This window comes from Bacillus sp. EKM420B (assembly GCF_011065565.1).
GTDB lineage: Bacteria > Bacillota > Bacilli > Bacillales > Bacillaceae > Bacillus > Bacillus velezensis.
In genome coordinates this window covers 961,607-979,080 of the sequence record NZ_JAAMNX010000002.1, presented here as the reverse complement: position 1 = coordinate 979,080, position 17,474 = coordinate 961,607, and the positions used below count along the sequence as shown (strand labels likewise).

Here is a 17,474-nt window from a genome sequence, read left to right as displayed (position 1 = left end):
GCTAATACCCTCCCCTTAAATCAGAAGCTCCTCCAATATGAGGTATTTTGTTATTAATCACACTAGGCACTAGTTGTATTGTGATACTATCCAAATGGTGCGGGGTAAGTCCCTGTTGTGACAGCCATTTTTTCGCCTGCGCTTGAGATTTAAAACCCTTGATCTCTTTAATTTTTTTATAAACAAGCCTAAAATCTTTTTTCGTTCCATTTAATTCACCAGGTTTAAACTTAATGTTTGCAACAGTCCATGGAGTAAAATCAGGACGTCCATCTTTAAAAGTAATCGGTTCTCCCTTAGTTGCTGCTTTTACTTCAGGTATGTCGGAATACCATTTCCCGTCACCAGGTGTACCTTCCCACTGACCTTTATTCCTTGGTAATACCGTTCTAGGATTTGCTGATTCAATTAATCTAAGCAGACGATCCTTTAAATTTTCACTATTAACTACATTATAAGGAACTCCTCCAGCTGGAACAACATTGTAACGTGGATTATAAGGCAATAAATCAGCAATTGAGACATCTTTCACCTTTGAGCTTGCTTTGCTGACTTTAGAGGTGACTTTTCCAGCTACATCTGCTTTTGTAAGAGAACCGGCTCCCTTTGTGCCTACCACAGAGGTAACTACTGTACCTATCGCATATGTCACCCATCTTGATCGGGAATACGCATCTCCATTTACCATATCTTTTTGATACGATTCCTCAATAGCTGTTGAAATGGCATTATACGTGTTAATTGGATGAGCAACTGCCCCTATGATACCTTCAACAACTTCATCAGGCTTGCTGATCAGCTGCCACAAACCGGTTACCGTGTCTTTCCCGACATCATAAAGACCGACACCAGCCCCTTTTAAAATATCCCAAGTCACTTCTCCGGCTTCTTCCATCTGTTTTGCTTGTTCAAGCTGAATGACATATTGCTGCTGGGAAGGTTCAAGGTTTTTATAGCCGATCTTCTTCGCGATTTCCAAATATTCATCCGGATCGGTCACACCATCAGCCAGCTTTTTCTTCAGATCCTTGATTTCCCGCTCTTTCGCTTCTTCCTTCTTAATCGTCAAATAAGCATCCGAATGTCTTGCAATCTCGCCTTTTTTCTTATGTATGTCACTTTCTCTGTACGCCTTGGCGTTATAGTGAAGTGGTGTTGCGTTTTTCCCTTTACCCGTGGCATTTTGGAGCTGTTGAAAGTCGGCTTGGATGAAATGCTCGTTCGCTTCGGTTTCTGCGTATTCCTTCGTTAGATCATGATCGAGCTTTCCGAGCTTGTGTATGGTATTGTCCCGTTTCTTATCTGCTGAATCCAGCTGTTGATCGACATCCTCTGTCGAGAAAACATCAAGATGAACAATATCGCTTATCTCATTAAGAATATCTCTCATTTCATTCCGTTGCTCCTGCATGATGGCTTTTGATTTATTCTTCGCATGAATCAGCTCATGTTCTAAAAATGACTCTTCCACAAACGAATTGACTAATCCTGCATCAGCTACCTTTCCTGAAATACTGTTAAGAAAAGCTATCTTCATATCGATCAAATCAAGCCAGCTGTCAGTAACACCTGCATGGTCTTGAAAGAATGCTTTGATGTTATCAGCACCTTTACCTGAAAACTCATTGTCATCTAAGTCAGCCATTCCCTGAAAAGCTTTCCTGAGATTGATAAATTGTTCTCTAATCTGATCGTATTCTTTCGCCCGCTTTTCCGCCGCTGAAATGAACGAGGCTGCTTCAAATACTTTCATATCTGGCTCCTTTCCACTGATCTCATCTAAACTTTCTATTTTGAAACATATTTATAATACTCTTGAATATTTGGATTTACTTCCCAGTATTTAGTTCCGTTTGATGACACCAACATGTCAAACCATATCTCAAAGTTAGAGTCTAAATATACCGTATCTTCAATGTCATCAATTGAATCCAGATACAACATATACTCTAATCCCTTATTTGATTTGTTTGTGTCAATAACATACCTGCCATCATAGTGGTATCCAATTAGGACATAGCCTTTAGGGAAGTCTTGAACTTCATTAAATTCAATTATCCCTTCTGTGCTAAGAAGCTCAATACCATTAAACATTTCCAATCCATTGTGATTGAATAGGAACTCTTTATAATCATTAGGCAAAGTTACCCCTAACATCTTTTCTAAACTATTAATTTCTTGAGGACTGGCCGGATCTCTGAATTGAAAAGCAGCGTCTTCCATGACATGCCCCCCATGTTGGAACATAGGAAAAGTTCCGTATTTAGAAACAGCATCCTTTATTCCATTAAGAGTCATGTGAATTAACTTCCCTTCTTCCATATAAATTCCCTCCTCTAAGGTTATACTACTAAATTTAACCACACAACTGTATTTGATTGTCCTAAAATGCCAAAATGAAATTTTGCAATATTTGGTTTTATAATTATAACTAGGAAGGTTTGTCCGATATAGAGACAGAACAAACAAATTTGGAGGAATTACAATGAAGAAATGGTTATATTGACTCTTTGCAAATAAGCGGTTAATGATGTCAGCAAAAACTCCGAATAAAGCAAGCCACATTCCAGGTATGTTGTCATGATTAGCTAAAACCACGGCAGTAATAAAACAAATGAATGCACTTAAGCTCCCATAAACAAATGGGGTATGGATACACTTCCTTTGGGTAGAGAAATATTTTTCGCACTAAGCTTTTTTCATACACTCCCAACAATTCCCATGATCACTATGTATACAATCGCAATACCAACAGTTACACCCTCAATTTTTATAAAAAAACTATTCAAAATTATTAATAAAAACGCTAGTACTGACGTAAACCAGTGTATAGATTCATATTTTTTGTCACTCATTGCTGATCCCCTCACTCTTTCTGTTAAACACTTTATCTACCAAAATCCATCATGACACAATTTCCACTATGGAATAAAGCGGTAAAATAAATTTATAATTTACAAGGTATTTTTATTATCGTATGAAAACGGTCAAGTCTTTGCATAAAAGAAGAATTTTATTTAGAAAGAAAGTTGAAACAAAAAAGGGAATCAGTTTTAATCAAGTTTTTTAATATAGCGGGTATAAACCCATCCACTTTGATCCTCACCAGCTTCATTACGAAAGAGAACCTTGCTCCAATTCTTTTTCTTTTCTTCAACAAAGACAATTGATGATTTGTCTAAGACGTACGCTACATTTGATTTTGTTTTGGGACGTGTTCTAACTACTAATGTATCTTTTATAACCATTCTGTAATTGGTTTTAAGTTCTTTATTCATTGGGATGTCTTTTAAAACGTTTTTAGCTTCCGTTACTGTTTCTGGTTTTTTATCAATGTATTCATCTACTATATACTTGTTTGTCAGTGCTTCACCAACAGGATATAATACCGTAGCAACAAACACCGAAAACAGTGCTTTGACTGCTGTGTTTTTATTATTGTTAATAATTGATATGAGGGTAACCCAATAATCATTAAATCTTTCAAAGTATTCTCTTCTTGTAATTGAATTATCATTTGTTAAAGATATTACTGTTTCTTCAACATAATCAGAAATTTCTTCGATCTCATTTATGGTTTCAGAAGAGATTTCATCATTTGTAACATACATGCTTGAATTTAGAATAGCTTGGTCATTGAATACTGTTCTAAGTTGCTGCATATATGTTGCTATCTGAAATCTATTGGAACCTAAGTCATGCATTAAACTATTTCTTAAGTGTTGAATATATTTCCCATTATACCTAGGGCTGAACATCACTCTCATCTGATTCATTGCAGCTTCAATCTTTGCAGTCTCAACCCTTATTGCTTTTAAGACATCCAAAGGGTAGATTTTAGGTAGGAGATTAATTCTGTTTAAAGCAACATTTTGTTTTTTTAGAGTTTCAATTAGCTCTAATTGTGTTTTGAAAGCTGCATTCATGGCATCTTGCAAAGGACGAGTGTTGATATTAATTTGAGATTGTAAAGATGATGTAGTCAATAAAGATTGCTCCTTTGTTTTTTATTTATAATTTTACCACAAAGTGGGCTTTAATAGATAAAAAGGCGTATCCAATAAGGATACTCCTTTTTAATGTACATGCCTATATGCTTCCCATATATACTTGACGTTTAATTTATTCCCTCTTTGATTGCTGTCTGAGCCTGTTATAAATCCAATTTCGTTTATACTTCCATATGTAGAGTTTCCCCCAACCAGGGATATTCCCATTTCATTTACCTGATACGTATAACCTCCTGTCTCATCAATTAATAACATGGAATCATTAGAAGAGACTGGCCACACTTTCACATGTGTTGGAGTGAAAGGCAGCAATATTTGTTTACTAATTGTTCCATCACCTACATACGTTCCTTTTGCCATCTGAGGAACATCAGAGGATAACGCATATTCTGAGTGTAGTTTACCACTAAAACTCAGCGTTGCCATCTATGGAACCTGTAATGATTCCTTGGTCATTACGTACAGGTATTGGATTAGGCGTGGATACTGGTGAAGCCGTATAACCATTTAATGAATCAGCCTAGCCCGCAGAAGACACAATCCACTCTTCACCATTAAAAAGCTCTTGTTTATTAGTCTTTGGATCGACCCAAATTGTTCCGGCTTCTGGCGCGATAGGCTTTGTCTCTGTAGATATTGTATAAAGTCCGTTAACTTTTCCGCTGAGACTTCCTTTCACCTCAACTGAATTAGAGGGGAGGTAGGGGTTTTCTGGACTTGGACATGCAAAATCGGGCTTTACTTATGACACCTATGTACACATTATGTCTAAAACCAAAAGAAACTTATAGATAACCTGCAGCGATCAATAAAACTGTCCACCTATGATGGGGGTCATTTTTTGTATCTTTTCTTAAAATAAGATACAGTGTTGCCACTTTAAAAACTCAGACACAAATGTTGCCGTTTTATTGCCAATTAGAGATTAGAGCAAATAAAAAACCACTCTTGAAAGTCTCAAGAATGGCTTTAGATCAAGCTTCATTAGTATGGAGCCAAGGGGGCTCGAACCCCTGACCTCTACGCTGCCAGCGTAGCGCTCTCCCAGCTGAGCTATGGCCCCGTGCTGTAACGTCATGTTTTATTATAGACGACTCTTCTATGAATTTCAAGCAGAAAATTCAGTTTGCTCATATTTTCCTGAGACGTTTTTCGAACATAAAAAGAAGACCCTCCGGGGGGCCTCTTCGTTTATCGCACGAGCATGATTAAAATGATGCCGAGGATGACACGGTAAATGGCGAACGGGACAAGCTTAATCCGGTTAATGAGCCGAAGAAAAAACTTGACGACTAAGAGGGCGACGACAAAGGCGCAGATAAAGCCGACAAGAAAAAACGGAATCATGTCATAAGAAAGACTGCTCCAGTATTTCACCAGCTTCAGAAGGCTTGCGCCCGCCATAATCGGAATCGCCATAATAAATGTGAAGTCTGCGGCTGCCCGGTGATTCAAGCCGACAATGACACCTCCGGCAATCGTTGAGCCTGAGCGGGAAAATCCGGGCCATAAGGCAAGACACTGGAATAATCCGACACAGAAAGCCTGTTTGTAGGTGATTCTGTCCACCGTATCGATCGTTTCTTTCCTTTTATTGATCCAGTCCGCTATAAGCATAAGCACGGCTCCGGCAATTAATCCGTAAGCGACCGTTCTGACGGAGAATAAATAGCGGTCAATGAAATCCTCAAATAAAAAGCCGAGCACCGCTGCCGGAACAAGACCGACGGCGATTTGCGCGATGGTCAGCCTGTATCCCTTCTGCTGATCGCGCGTGACGTTTTTTTTGAAGCCGAGTAAATGTAATATCCGATCCTTAAACACAATGGCCACCGCCAGAATCGAACCGAGCTGAATTACCACTTTGAAGGAATTGGCGGCTTCCGGATTCATCAGGCTTCCGGATTTCAGCCAAATGTCATCCGCTATGATCATATGTCCCGTGGAAGAAACCGGCGCGTACTCCGTCAGCCCTTCGACGATTCCCAAAACGGCTGCTGTGAACATCTCCCATAGTGTCATCCCATTCTTCCCTTCATTCATCATTTACAAAAGAGAAGCTCTCCTTTGAAGGAAAGCCTGTCTTATAATAAATATCATGTCCGTTCCGATTTTATGACTTCGATACAGCATCATTTTTTTCTTCTTCATATAAATGCGAGCGCATTTTGAACCAATCAAACAGATGGGTCGTGACCACTTTGATGACCGCATACCCCGGGATGGCTAAAATAATGCCGACAACCCCGAACAGCTTTCCGGCGGTTAAAAGAACAAAGATGATGGTAATCGGGTGAATGTGAAGATTTTTCCCCATGATCTGCGGAGAAATTAATTTTCCTTCCACGAGCTGGACAACGGTCCAGACAATCGCAAGCTTCAGCAGCATAAGTGGCGAAGTGACCAACGCGATAATAATCGCCGGCGTGATGGCAATGGTCGGCCCTAAATACGGAACAACGCTCGTACAAGCGGCAATGACCGCAAGCAGTGACGCATAATCAAGTCCGATAATCAGATAGCCGATAAATAATAAAAACCCGATACAGAAGCTGACGATGACCTGTCCTCTGATATAGGAGCTTAATCTGTGGTTCATTTCACTAAGCATCGTATACGTTTGTTCTTTCAGACGGGTGGGCACAAACTTTAAGATATAAATCGGCAGTTTTTTGCCGTCTTTCAGCAAATAGAACAGAATAAACGGCACGGTCACAATCGAAATAATCACTTCAGTCAGCGCGCCGATAAAATTCCCGACTCCGGTAAATGTGCTGTTTGCAATTGTCGCCGCCTGCGCCGATACTTTATTAGCGAGATCGGAAATGTTGATATTCATCGTCTTTTGCGCCTGATTTACAAAATCGCTTCCGATCAGGCTTTTCGTCTGATCTTCAACGATATCCACATATTTCGGCAGATTGTCGATCAGGCTCATGATCTGTTCCTTTAAAAACGGGATAATTGAAACGACCGTAATCGAAATCAGCCCTATAATAATGAGGTAAAGGAGCAGGATGGAATAGACTCTTTTCACTCTTATTTTTTCCAATATATCTACGATCGGATTAAGCAGATAATAAACAATTCCTGTCAAAATGACGGGGAGCGCAATCGTTTTGAGCAGGACGATAATAGGTGTGAAAATAAATGATGTCTTCATAAAGACAAGGATATTGAGACCGATGAGCAGCAATACAAGCAAAAACAAGACAAATTTATTGTCTAAGAAAAACTGTTTAAATCTGCCGCCCCATGTTTGCAATGTTTCCACTATTGTTCCTCCATCATATGTATTTTACTTAAATTGTACACTATCGTTCCTGTAATGAAAAATAATAACCGGTCTCTATGGGAATTTTTCCTATCTCTTTAGCTGCCAGCCTTTTTTCCATTTATGTTTCTCAGAAAAAAAGCTATAATGTAAGCCAATACATAGAAGGAGCGATAGCAATGATTCGATTTGCAACAGTCGGAACGAATTGGATTACAGAACGATTTCTGGAGGCGGCTTCTGCTATTGATGATTTTCAGTTAACGGCGGTTTATTCCAGAACTGAGGAACGTGCGGCGGAATTCGCCGGCAAACACGGCGCTGCTCATTATTTCACCAGCCTGAAAGAAATGGCGGAAAGCGAAGCCTATGACGCGGTGTATCTCGCCAGCCCGAATGCATTTCACAAAGAGCAGGCGGTCCTTTTTATGGAACACGGCAAGCATGTACTGTGCGAAAAACCGTTTGCGTCTAACGCGAGGGAAACGGATGAAATGATTCACGCAGCCAAAACGAACGGCGTTCTCTTGATGGAAGCCATGAAAACGACGTTCCTGCCGAACTTCAGCATGCTTCAACACCACTTACATAAAATCGGACCCGTCAGGAGATTCACGGCAAGCTACTGCCAATATTCATCACGATATGATGCATATAAAAACGGTACGGTGCTTAACGCGTTTAAGCCTGAATTATCGAACGGTTCGTTAATGGACATCGGCGTGTACTGCATTTATCCGGCCGTCGTCCTGTTCGGTAAACCGAAAAACGTCATTGCGACCGGTCATAAACTCTCATCCGGCGTTGACGGCGAAGGCACGGTCATTCTGTCATACGACGGATTTGAAGCGGTGCTGATGCATTCGAAAATCTCAAATTCGTTTGCCCCGGCGGAAATTCAGGGTGAAGACGGCACGATCGTTCTGGACAGCATTCACGGACCGGAACGGGCGGAAATCCGCTATCGTGACGGCCGGACGGAAGACATTTCAGTCCCTGATCTGAAACCGTCGATGTACTACGAAACGGCTGAATTCATCAATCTCCTTCGAAACGGACAGCGGGAGTCTTCCGAAAATACGTTTGAACGTTCTTTCATTACGGCAAGCATTATGGAAGAAGCGAGAAAACAAATCGGAATTGTCTTTCCCGCCGATCAAAACTAAAAACATCCGCCCGATTCGGGCGGATGTTTTTTATTTGGACGCTAACAGGTCAGCAAACGCTTTTGCATACTGCGGAAGGTCGGGCGGGCGACGGCTTGATACAATGTGGCCGTCAGTTACGACTGCTTCATCCAGCCACTGTGCCCCTGCATTTGTCATGTCGTCTTTGATGCCGGGCGTGCTCGTTACTTTTTTTCCTGCGAGAATTCCGGCAGATATGAGCACCCAGCCCGCATGACAGATCTGGCCGATCGGCTTTTTCTGCTCGTTCATCGTACGGATGATGTCCAAAACTTCGGGATATCTTCGCAGTTTGTCAGGAGCCCAGCCGCCAGGCACGAGCACGGCGTCATACTCCTGAATAATCAGGCTCTTAAAATCGTAATCCGCCGTCGCGGGCACGCCGTATTTTCCTTTGTATGAACGGCCCGCTTCTTCTCCTATTAAATGAACGATCGCGCCTTCCTCTCTCAGCCGGTAGACGGGATACCAAAGCTCTAAGTCTTCAAAATCGTCACTGACAAGCGCTATGACTTTTTTGCCTTCTAATCTCATCACTGCCACTCCCTTCTTTTATACTAGTGTATCGCTTTTTTCAGATGAGGAAAAGAAACAGCTCGCTACAGCTGTTCTTCGTCTTCAGACTGAATCGTAAATTTCCGTGTGACCTGCTGCAGTTCTTCAGCCATATGCGCAAGCGTTTCGGCGGATGAACTGATTTCTTCCATAGAGGCCAGCTGCTCTTCAGCTGAGGCGGCGATGTCTTGAATGCCGGCGGACCCTTCTTTGGCGACTGAGGTAATGTCCTCCACCGCGTTTGTTACATTTTGCGACCCGGCTGCAAGCTTCTCAAGCGTTCCGTTCATATGCTGCAAGGCGCCTGAAATCTGAGTCGTCATTTCTGAGATTTTTTTGAAGCTTTCGGCCGTTTGATCCGTAATATCGAGGCCTTCCTTCACATCTTGATTCACCGCTTGGAATACGGAAAGCGATGTGGCGATTTCTTTGACGATTTCCTGAATCAGCGTTTCGATTTCCTTTGCGGAGCCGGCTGATTGTACGGCAAGCTTTCTCACTTCTTCCGCAACGACGGAGAAGCCCCGCCCGTATTCGCCTGCTCTGGCTGCTTCAATGGCAGCGTTTAAGGCAAGCAGATTTGTTTGATCGGCAATGCCGTTAATGACGTTGAGAATGCTCTTAATGTCGTGCGACTTTGTTTCCAGCCCTTTTACGACCGATTCCGCCTGCTGTACGGAACGATCAATTGTTTTCATCTGGCCTACCGTTTTCGCCACTAATTCTTCTCCGCTTCCGGCCGTTTCAGAGGTTTGGATGGCGGATTCAGTGATTTCCGCCGATACATTCGCCGTCTCGGCAATGCCGGCATTCATTTGGGAAAGGTGATCAGCACTTTCTTCCAATTTCTCGCTTTGTGATTCGTTTCCGTTTGAGAATTGTTCAATCGCCAGTGTAATATGCTCTGTCGCCTTGCTTGTCTGTCCGGCGGATGCCGTCAGCTCTTCGGATGAAGAAGCGACATGTTCGACGGATGATTGGATGACGCCGATGACAGACCGGAGTGAGGCCGACATCTCATTGAAGCTTTGGCTGAGCTGCCCGAATTCATTTTTTGACTTGATATCAATGACTTCCGTTAAATCGCCGTCACTGATTTTAGCTGATGTCGAAACAAGTTTTTTGAGCGGTTTTGCAATCGAGCGAATGATAAAGAAGATTAAAATACCGCCGACGATAAGAGAAACCGCCAGGATGATCAGCGCCATTTTCATGACAGGCGAGGCTGCGTCATGGATCTCACTGACAAAAAATGTGCCGGCGATTTTCCAGCCCGTCAGTTTGTTTGTCGTGAAGGCCATTTTCTTCTGCTGTCCTTCAAACATGTATTCAAACGATCCGCTTGATTTGGAAAATACTTCTTTCGTCCACTCTCCGGAGCCTTCCGTTCCCGCTTTTATAGTCGGATGGGCGATGTATTTTTTATCCCCCGTTGTAATGAAGGCAAATCCTTTATGACCGATCTGGACGCGTTCGGAAGCGTTCAGCAGGTCGCCCAGATTAATATCAAGCGCCACAACGCCTGATCCGTCTTTTGTCTGCTGGGCAATCGTAACGACCGTCTGTCCGGTTGCAGCGTCTTTATAAGGCTCGGTAAACACCGGCTGCCCGCTTTTTTCAACCGCCTTTGTATACCACTCGCGCGTGAGCGGATTATAATCGGACGGCATGTCAGCGGACGGATATTTCACAAACGCTTTGTCGCGAGACGCGGCGTAAATTGACGCGACATCGCCATTTACGGTGACATACTGCTTCATTTTGTCGAGCAGTGCCGATTTATTTTTCGTGTTCAGTTTTTCCTTTGTGATTGATTCGCTGTAGTAGTCAATCGCTTTCAGCTTGCCTTCGAGCATGTTTTCCAGCACGCTGTTCAATTCGCTGACATTTCCCTGAGCGCTGTGGGTCAGTTCGCTTTCTAATGTACTCCCCGCCGTTTGGTAGCTGAAGTAGGCGAGTATGCCGACCGGAAGCACCAATACGGCTAAAAATGCCGCGATCAGCGGCTTGCTGATGGATGGCTGTTTGATCCAATGTATCAGTTGTTTCATTTTTTCAGTCTCCTTCTTTGAAAAGCTAAATCTAATATCGTCAGATAGGACAAAAGATTTATTAAAAAAACTAAAAAAAACACCCAAACAGCACATTTGGGTGTTCTATGACCTATTAATCTATTTTAAATCGTTTCGTCATATCACGTAATTCTTCCGCCATTTGGGATAACGTTTCCGAAGACGAACTGATTTCTTCCATTGAGGCCAGCTGTTCTTCGGCAGAGGCCGCGATATCCTGAATGCTGGCGGAGCTTTCTTTTGCGATGGACGCGATTTGCTCAGAAGCTCCTGAAATCTGCTGTGATCCTGCTGTCAGCTGTTCTACCGTCGCATTCATATTTTGAATTTCTCCGGCGATCTGGTTCGTCATTTCAGAAATCCGTTTGAAGCTCGTTTCGGTCTGATTCGTAATATCCAGACCGCTCTCCACCTCTTTGTTGACGGATTGGAACATGCCGAGAGATGTATTGATTTCGTTGACGATTTCTATAATTAAGCTTTCGATTTCTTTCGCTGAATCGGCAGACTGGACCGCAAGTTTTCTGACCTCTTCGGCGACGACTGAGAAGCCCCGGCCGTATTCACCCGCACGCGCGGCTTCAATTGCCGCATTCAGCGCAAGAAGGTTTGTCTGATCAGCGATTCCGTTAATGACACCGAGAATGTTTGTAATGTCTTTTGATTTTGTTTCAAGTCCGCGCACCACTTGTTCAGCTTCTTTCACTGACCGGTCAATGACGTTCATTTGGCCGACCGTCTGGTGGACGAGCTTTCCGCCTGAATTGGCGACTTCCGCTGATGTGGCGGAGGATTCGGTAATGACGGCAGATGCTTTCGCCATATCTTTAAGTCCGCTGTTCATTTGGTAAATATGTTCCGCCGCGCTTTCAATATTTTCACTTTGGCTTTCATTTCCGTTAGAAAATTGTTCGATCGCCAATGTGATATGTTCCGTTGCCTTGCTTGTCTGCTCCGCTGAAGCCGTCAGCTCTTCTGAGGAAGATGCGACGTTATTCACGGAATCCTGAATGGCATGGATGAGAGACCTGAGTGAAGCGGCCATATTGTTAAAGCTTTTGCCCAGCTCGCCTAATTCATCTTTTGACTGAATTTCGATCGTTTCTGTTAAGTCGCCTTCACTGATCTGTTTCGATGATGTCACAAGCTGCTTGAGCGGTTTTGTGATTGAACGGATAATCAGCACCATGACGATGGTTCCGATGACAATCGCTAATACGAGAACGAGCAGGGACAGATGAAGGATCGGCAAAGCCGCTTCATGAATTTCGTCCAGATACATCGTTCCGGTAATCTTCCAGCCTGTCAGCCCGTTCGTATCATAAGCCATTTTCTTTTCCTGGCCGTCGTATTTGTATTGAAAATCACCTTTTTTGCTGGTGAACAGCTGTTCAGCCCACTCCCCGTTTAATACTGTGCCTGACGCACGGTTCGGGTGGGCGACCACTTTTTTGTCTTTCGTCAGGATAAAAGCGTAGCCTGATTTTCCGATGTTCACTTTCTTTGTCGTTTTCAGAAGCTCATCGATTTTCATATTGATGGCGACGACCCCTGAGCCGTCTTTCGTCTGCTGAACGACCGTCACGACCATCGTATTGGTGGAAGCCGTACGGTAGGGATCTGTTACAACAACTTTCCCCTTATTTTCCACGGCCTTTTTATACCAGTCTCTTTCAAGCGGATTATATCCTTTAGGCATCTGCAGATCCGGATACCGTGTGAAATGTCCTTCCGTGTCACTCGTATAGATGGATTCCACGTCTTTATTGATCTTCATGTACTCTGTGAATTTATCGGTAATTTGCGATTGGTTTTTCGGCTTGTACCGATCCTTTGTGAGCCAGTCGCTGAAATATGCCGTTCCGTCTTCCTTTTGGCTGATGCTTGTGTTGATCATATCGTTAATCTGCTGCACATTATCTAGTGCGCTTCCCATCATCTGCCTGTCAAGCGTGCTAACCGCCGATTGATAGGCGATAAAAGCCAGCGTTGAAATAGGAAGAATGAGAATGGCCAAAAAAGAAATGAGCAGTTTTCTTGTAAGCGATCTCTGCTTGATGATTTGCACAATTTTTTTCATCTGCTATATCTCCTCTTGCGTGTTTACCCTTCATATCGGCAATTATGGGTAAATATACACATCCAAAAAGAAGAAATATAACGAAACATACTTTTTACCTATTTCAAAATTAGTCTTTTAGACTTAATTAAGAGTTTATCTTAAAACGCTTTGTCAGTTCGCGTAATTCTTCCGCCATTTTTTCCAGCGTGACGGCTGAGGAACTGATCTCCTCCATGGACGCAAGCTGCTCTTCAGCTGAAGCCGCGATGTCCTGAATGCCGGCCGCGCTTTGTCTGGAGACTGCCGCGATATCCTCTGAAGCGTTTGATACTTCCTGAGATCCGGCAGAAAGCTGTTCCACGGTTGCATTCATATTTTGCAGTTCACCGGCAATCTGATTTGTTTTAGCGGAAATGTCCCGGAAGCTTTTTTCCGTTTCGTCCGTTAACTGAAGTCCGCTTTTCACCTCGTGATTGACGGATTCCAGCATTCCGAGCGAAGTATGAATTTCTTTGACGATTTCATGAATTAAGGATTCGATTTCTTTCGCTGAATCGGCGGATTGGACGGCAAGCTTTCTCACTTCTTCGGCAACGACTGAAAAACCGCGTCCGTATTCTCCCGCTCTTGCCGCTTCAATGGCTGCATTTAAAGCAAGGAGATTCGTTTGATCCGCAATGCCGTTAATGACGCGCAAAATGCTGGTGATGTCCTGCGATTTGAGTTCAAGCCCTTGTACGACTTGCTCCGCTTTACTTACGGATTGGTCAATGGCGCCCATCTGGCCGGCTGTTTTCTTGACAAGCCGCTCACCGGCGCCGGATATCTCCGCCGATTCAATTGACGTTTCCGTCACCACGGCTGCCGCTTCCGCCAGATCGCTGAGCCCGTCTTTCATCTCATTCACTTGTGCTGTCGCTTTATCAATACTCTCACTTTGGTCTTCCGTTCCATTAGAAAACTGTTCAATCGCAAGGGTGATATGTTCCGTTGCTTTGCTCGTCTGCTCAGCCGAAGCCGTCAGCTCCTCTGAGGAAGAAGCGACATGTTCAACAGAGTCCTGAATTCCCTGAATAAGCGAACGGAGTGAATCTGTCATATGATTAAAACTTTTACCGAGCACGCCGAGCTCATCTTGAGAGCCGACATCAATGGTTTCCGTCAGATCCCCGCTGCTGATTTTTTCCGCTGAAGCTACGAGACGTTTTAACGGTTTGGTAATTGAGCGGATGACAAAATAAATGAAAATCATCCCTGCGGCGATGGCTATCGCCAATATGATAACGGCCAGAGTCAGAACCGGTCTTGCCGCATCCTTGATTTCATCCACGGACATGGTTCCGCTGATCTTCCAGCCCGTCGCTTCATTGGTCACGTACGCCATTTTTTTCGCTTTCCCGTTCAGCGTATATTCATAGTCGCCTTTTTGCCCGCTGTATAATGTATCAACCCATTTTCCCGATACCGCCGCGCCGGCTTTTTCATCACTGTAAGCAACGGCTTTTTTATTTTTGCTGAGGATAAAGGCGTATCCTTCTTTTCCGATGTTCACTTCTTTTGTCATCGTGATGAGATCGTCGATTTTTATATCAATGGCGACGACGCCTGATCCGTCTTGCGCCGCGCGGGCCATGGTGACGACCATCTTTTTGTTTGAGATGGACTCATAAGGGTCCGTGATGATGGTTTGGCCTTTATTCTCCATGGCTTCCTGATACCAGCTTCTTTCAAGCGGATTGAAATCGGCCGGCATATCGGCATGCGGATAACGGGTAAACGTTCCTTCCTTGCTGCTTGAAAATATGGCGGACGCTTTATCATTGCTTTCAATAAACTGTTTGAACCTTTCTTGCATTTCCGTTTGGTTTTTTTCTTTAAATTTAGCGCTTGTCGCCCATTCGCTGAAATATGCTGAGCTTTTTGTAAACATTCCGATCCGGTCATCAATCATATTGTTTAAGATTTGCACATTTCCTTCGGCGCTTTCCATCATTTGCTTTTCAACGGATAAAGCCGCCGAACGGTAGGCGCCGGCAGCCAATACTGCTACCGGAATAATTAAGATCAGTAAAAATGAAATAATAAGTTTTTTGGCTATTGATTTTCTGGCGATTTTTTTTGCTGTTTTTTTCAATTTTGTAAACCTCTTTCAATCATTTACTGTTTATATCGGCCGACTCCCTTTTTATTACATTGAAAATTAAGTCATAAATGAAAAATAGTTCTATGTACTCCCTTTGTATGTAAGACTTTTTATTTAATTATCCGGCTGTCACTATAAAAAAGGACGCCTTCCACCTGGAAAGCGTCCTTTTTTACTAGTTGATTTTAAATTGTTTCGTTAATTCCCGCAGTTCTTCGGCCATTTGCGCCAACGTATCGGCGGATGTGCTGATTTCTTCCATTGATGCAAGCTGTTCTTCTGCGGATGCGGCAATATCCTGAATGCTTGCTGCGCTTTCCCGTGATACGTCCGCAATATCCGTCACTGCGGCTGAAACGTGCTGAGAGCTGTCTGACAGCTGTTCAACCGTGCCGTTCATCGATTGAAGCTTCTCGGCGATGTCGTTCGTCATGCCGAAGATATTCTGGAAGCTTTCTTTCGTGCGGTCCGTTACGGCAAGTCCGGATTGAACTTCTTCATTAACGGATGTGAACATGTGAAGCGATGTATTAATCTCAGCCGTGATTTCCTGAATGAGTTTTTCAATCTCTTTGGCAGAACCGGCGGATTGGACGGCAAGCTTTCTCACTTCTTCCGCAACCACTGAAAAGCCCCGCCCGTATTCACCCGCTCTTGCCGCTTCAATGGCTGCATTTAAAGCAAGCAGGTTTGTCTGATCGGCAATACCGTTGATGACTCTTAAAATATGAGTGATGTCTTTTGATTTGGCCTCAAGACCTTTTACAACCGCTTCCGCCTGCTGGACCGATTGATTGATGAGATTCATCTGCCCGACGGTTTGCTGCACATATTCTTCCCCGGTGCCGGCAGCTTCCTTCGATTGTTTAGATGCTTCCGTAATGGATGATGATGTGCGGGAAACGGCGGCGAGTCCGTCATTTATATGATTCAGCTTGGCTGAGCTTGAATCGACTTTTTCGCTTTGCTCTTCGTTTCCGTTTGAGAACTGCTCAATGGCCATTGTAATATGTTCCGTCGCTTTGCTTGTCTGCGAAGCTGAAGCGGTCAGCTCTTCCGATGACGCGGCCACGTTGTCGACAGAGTTTTGGATCGCGCTGATCAGTCCGCGCAGAGATTCTCCCATTTCATTAAAGCTCGCGCCGAGTTCGCCCAATTCATCTTTCGAGCGGATATCAATGGTTTCAGTCAAGTCTCCGCCGCTGATTTGTTTAGAAGAGCGGACAAGCCGTTTCAGCGGTGACGTAATGGATCTGACAATCAACAGAATTAAAATTCCCCCGATGATAATGGATGCTGCAAGGACAATCATCCCCATCGTCAGCACCGGTTGTGAGGCGTCTTTAATTTCGGTGAGCTCCATGCTCCCCTCTATTTTCCACCCGGTCAGTTTATTTGTCGTAAACGCCATTTTTTTATTTTGATCATCGAGCTTGTATGAAATAATGCCGCTGTCTTTGCTGTATACCTCATTCAGCCACGGGGTTGAAACTTTATCGCCCGGTTTGTGGTCTTTATGCGCGACATAGGTTTTATTTTTGGACGTGATAAACACGAATCCTTTTTGCCCGATTTTGATTCCCTGCATCTGCTTCAGCAGCTGGTCAATCGTAATATCCATGGCCACTACGCCAGTTCCGTCCTGCATCTGCTTTGCCACGGTAATGACCATGCTGCCGTCGCTTGCCGCGGTGTAAGGGTCGGTGACAACGAGCGTGCCGCCGGCCTTCACAGCGTCTTTATACCAAGTGCGTGTTCTCGGATCGTAATCGGCCGGAGTATTTTCCTTCGGCGCCTGTGCGTAGCTGCCGTCTTCCGTACCTCCGTAAATGCGGGCTACGTCCTTATGAATAGACGTGTATTGCCCGAACTTTTCTTCAAGAGCAGACATGTTTTTCTTTGAGAAGGATGACCCTTTTAACGTTTCACTGAAAAATTCAATCGCCTTTGCTTTTGCGCCGATATCATTTGTAATGGTTGTGTTAAAAGATTCGATGTTATTTTTCGCGTTGCCTGAAATCTGATCATCCAGCGAATTGCTCGCCGTATGGTATGAACTGAATTCTAACACGAGAATCGGTATGATTAAGATCACGATAAATGAAATGATTAATTTACGTGAAATCGATGCCTTTGTGCACCAATTAATGAATTTTTTCATATTAAGCTGC

Annotated in this window: 11 protein-coding genes, 1 tRNA gene and 1 pseudogene; 1 reads left to right on the top strand and 12 read right to left on the bottom strand. The window is 43.7% G+C overall.

Features of this window, described 5'->3' with window-relative positions; translation table 11 throughout:
* Nucleotide 1: 1 nt before the first annotated feature.
* From G9F48_RS09940 to G9F48_RS09910, 7 genes and pseudogenes are all read right to left on the bottom strand, one after another.
* The gene (locus G9F48_RS09940) at nucleotides 2-1,753 is read right to left on the bottom strand and encodes a T7SS effector LXG polymorphic toxin (RefSeq protein ID WP_165409419.1); all 1,752 of its coding nucleotides are present in this window, start codon (nucleotides 1,751-1,753) and stop codon (nucleotides 2-4) included.
* Between the two features lie 35 nt (nucleotides 1,754-1,788).
* A complete protein-coding gene (locus G9F48_RS09935) occupies nucleotides 1,789-2,223 on the bottom strand; it encodes an SMI1/KNR4 family protein (protein ID WP_165409436.1) in 435 nt (144 codons plus the stop codon).
* 830 nt (nucleotides 2,224-3,053) lie between these two features.
* Nucleotides 3,054-3,986: an SH3 domain-containing protein gene (locus tag G9F48_RS09930; RefSeq protein ID WP_229991774.1), complete on the bottom strand. Its 933-nt coding sequence runs from the start codon at nucleotides 3,984-3,986 to the stop codon at nucleotides 3,054-3,056.
* Nucleotides 3,987-4,076: 90 nt separating this feature from the next.
* Nucleotides 4,077-4,752: pseudogene (locus G9F48_RS09925) on the bottom strand (DUF7361 domain-containing protein); the annotation flags it as partial.
* A gap of 248 nt (nucleotides 4,753-5,000) precedes the next feature.
* A tRNA-Ala gene (locus G9F48_RS09920) sits at nucleotides 5,001-5,073 on the bottom strand.
* Nucleotides 5,074-5,201: 128 nt separating this feature from the next.
* Nucleotides 5,202-6,032 (bottom strand): undecaprenyl-diphosphate phosphatase, encoded by an 831-nt coding sequence (locus G9F48_RS09915; protein WP_165409418.1) that lies wholly within the window; start codon nucleotides 6,030-6,032, stop codon nucleotides 5,202-5,204.
* A gap of 91 nt (nucleotides 6,033-6,123) precedes the next feature.
* Nucleotides 6,124-7,284 (bottom strand): AI-2E family transporter, encoded by a 1,161-nt coding sequence (locus G9F48_RS09910; RefSeq protein WP_014305691.1) that lies wholly within the window; start codon nucleotides 7,282-7,284, stop codon nucleotides 6,124-6,126.
* 179 nt (nucleotides 7,285-7,463) lie between these two features.
* On the opposite strand from G9F48_RS09910, the gene G9F48_RS09905 reads away from it, so the two are divergent.
* Nucleotides 7,464-8,450, top strand: a complete 987-nt coding sequence (locus G9F48_RS09905; RefSeq protein ID WP_165409417.1) for a Gfo/Idh/MocA family protein — start codon at nucleotides 7,464-7,466, stop codon at nucleotides 8,448-8,450.
* Nucleotides 8,451-8,480: 30 nt separating this feature from the next.
* Here G9F48_RS09905 and G9F48_RS09900 read toward each other — a convergent pair whose 3' ends face one another.
* The 5 genes from G9F48_RS09900 to tlpB (G9F48_RS09880) form a co-directional block, all read right to left on the bottom strand.
* The gene (locus G9F48_RS09900; protein WP_003152143.1) at nucleotides 8,481-9,005 is read right to left on the bottom strand and encodes a type 1 glutamine amidotransferase domain-containing protein; all 525 of its coding nucleotides are present in this window, start codon (nucleotides 9,003-9,005) and stop codon (nucleotides 8,481-8,483) included.
* Between the two features lie 65 nt (nucleotides 9,006-9,070).
* Nucleotides 9,071-11,077, bottom strand: a complete 2,007-nt coding sequence (gene tlpB / locus G9F48_RS09895; protein WP_165409416.1) for a methyl-accepting chemotaxis protein TlpB — start codon at nucleotides 11,075-11,077, stop codon at nucleotides 9,071-9,073.
* 115 nt (nucleotides 11,078-11,192) lie between these two features.
* Complete coding sequence (tlpB, locus tag G9F48_RS09890) at nucleotides 11,193-13,178, bottom strand: methyl-accepting chemotaxis protein TlpB (protein WP_003152139.1); 1,986 nt, start codon at nucleotides 13,176-13,178, stop codon at nucleotides 11,193-11,195.
* 127 nt (nucleotides 13,179-13,305) lie between these two features.
* Nucleotides 13,306-15,294: a methyl-accepting chemotaxis protein TlpB gene (gene tlpB / locus G9F48_RS09885; RefSeq protein ID WP_165409415.1), complete on the bottom strand. Its 1,989-nt coding sequence runs from the start codon at nucleotides 15,292-15,294 to the stop codon at nucleotides 13,306-13,308.
* A 184-nt stretch (nucleotides 15,295-15,478) separates the two neighbouring features.
* Entirely contained in the window at nucleotides 15,479-17,464 is a 1,986-nt protein-coding gene (gene tlpB / locus G9F48_RS09880) for a methyl-accepting chemotaxis protein TlpB (RefSeq protein WP_165409414.1), read from the bottom strand.
* Between the last annotated feature and the right edge of the window lie 10 nt (nucleotides 17,465-17,474).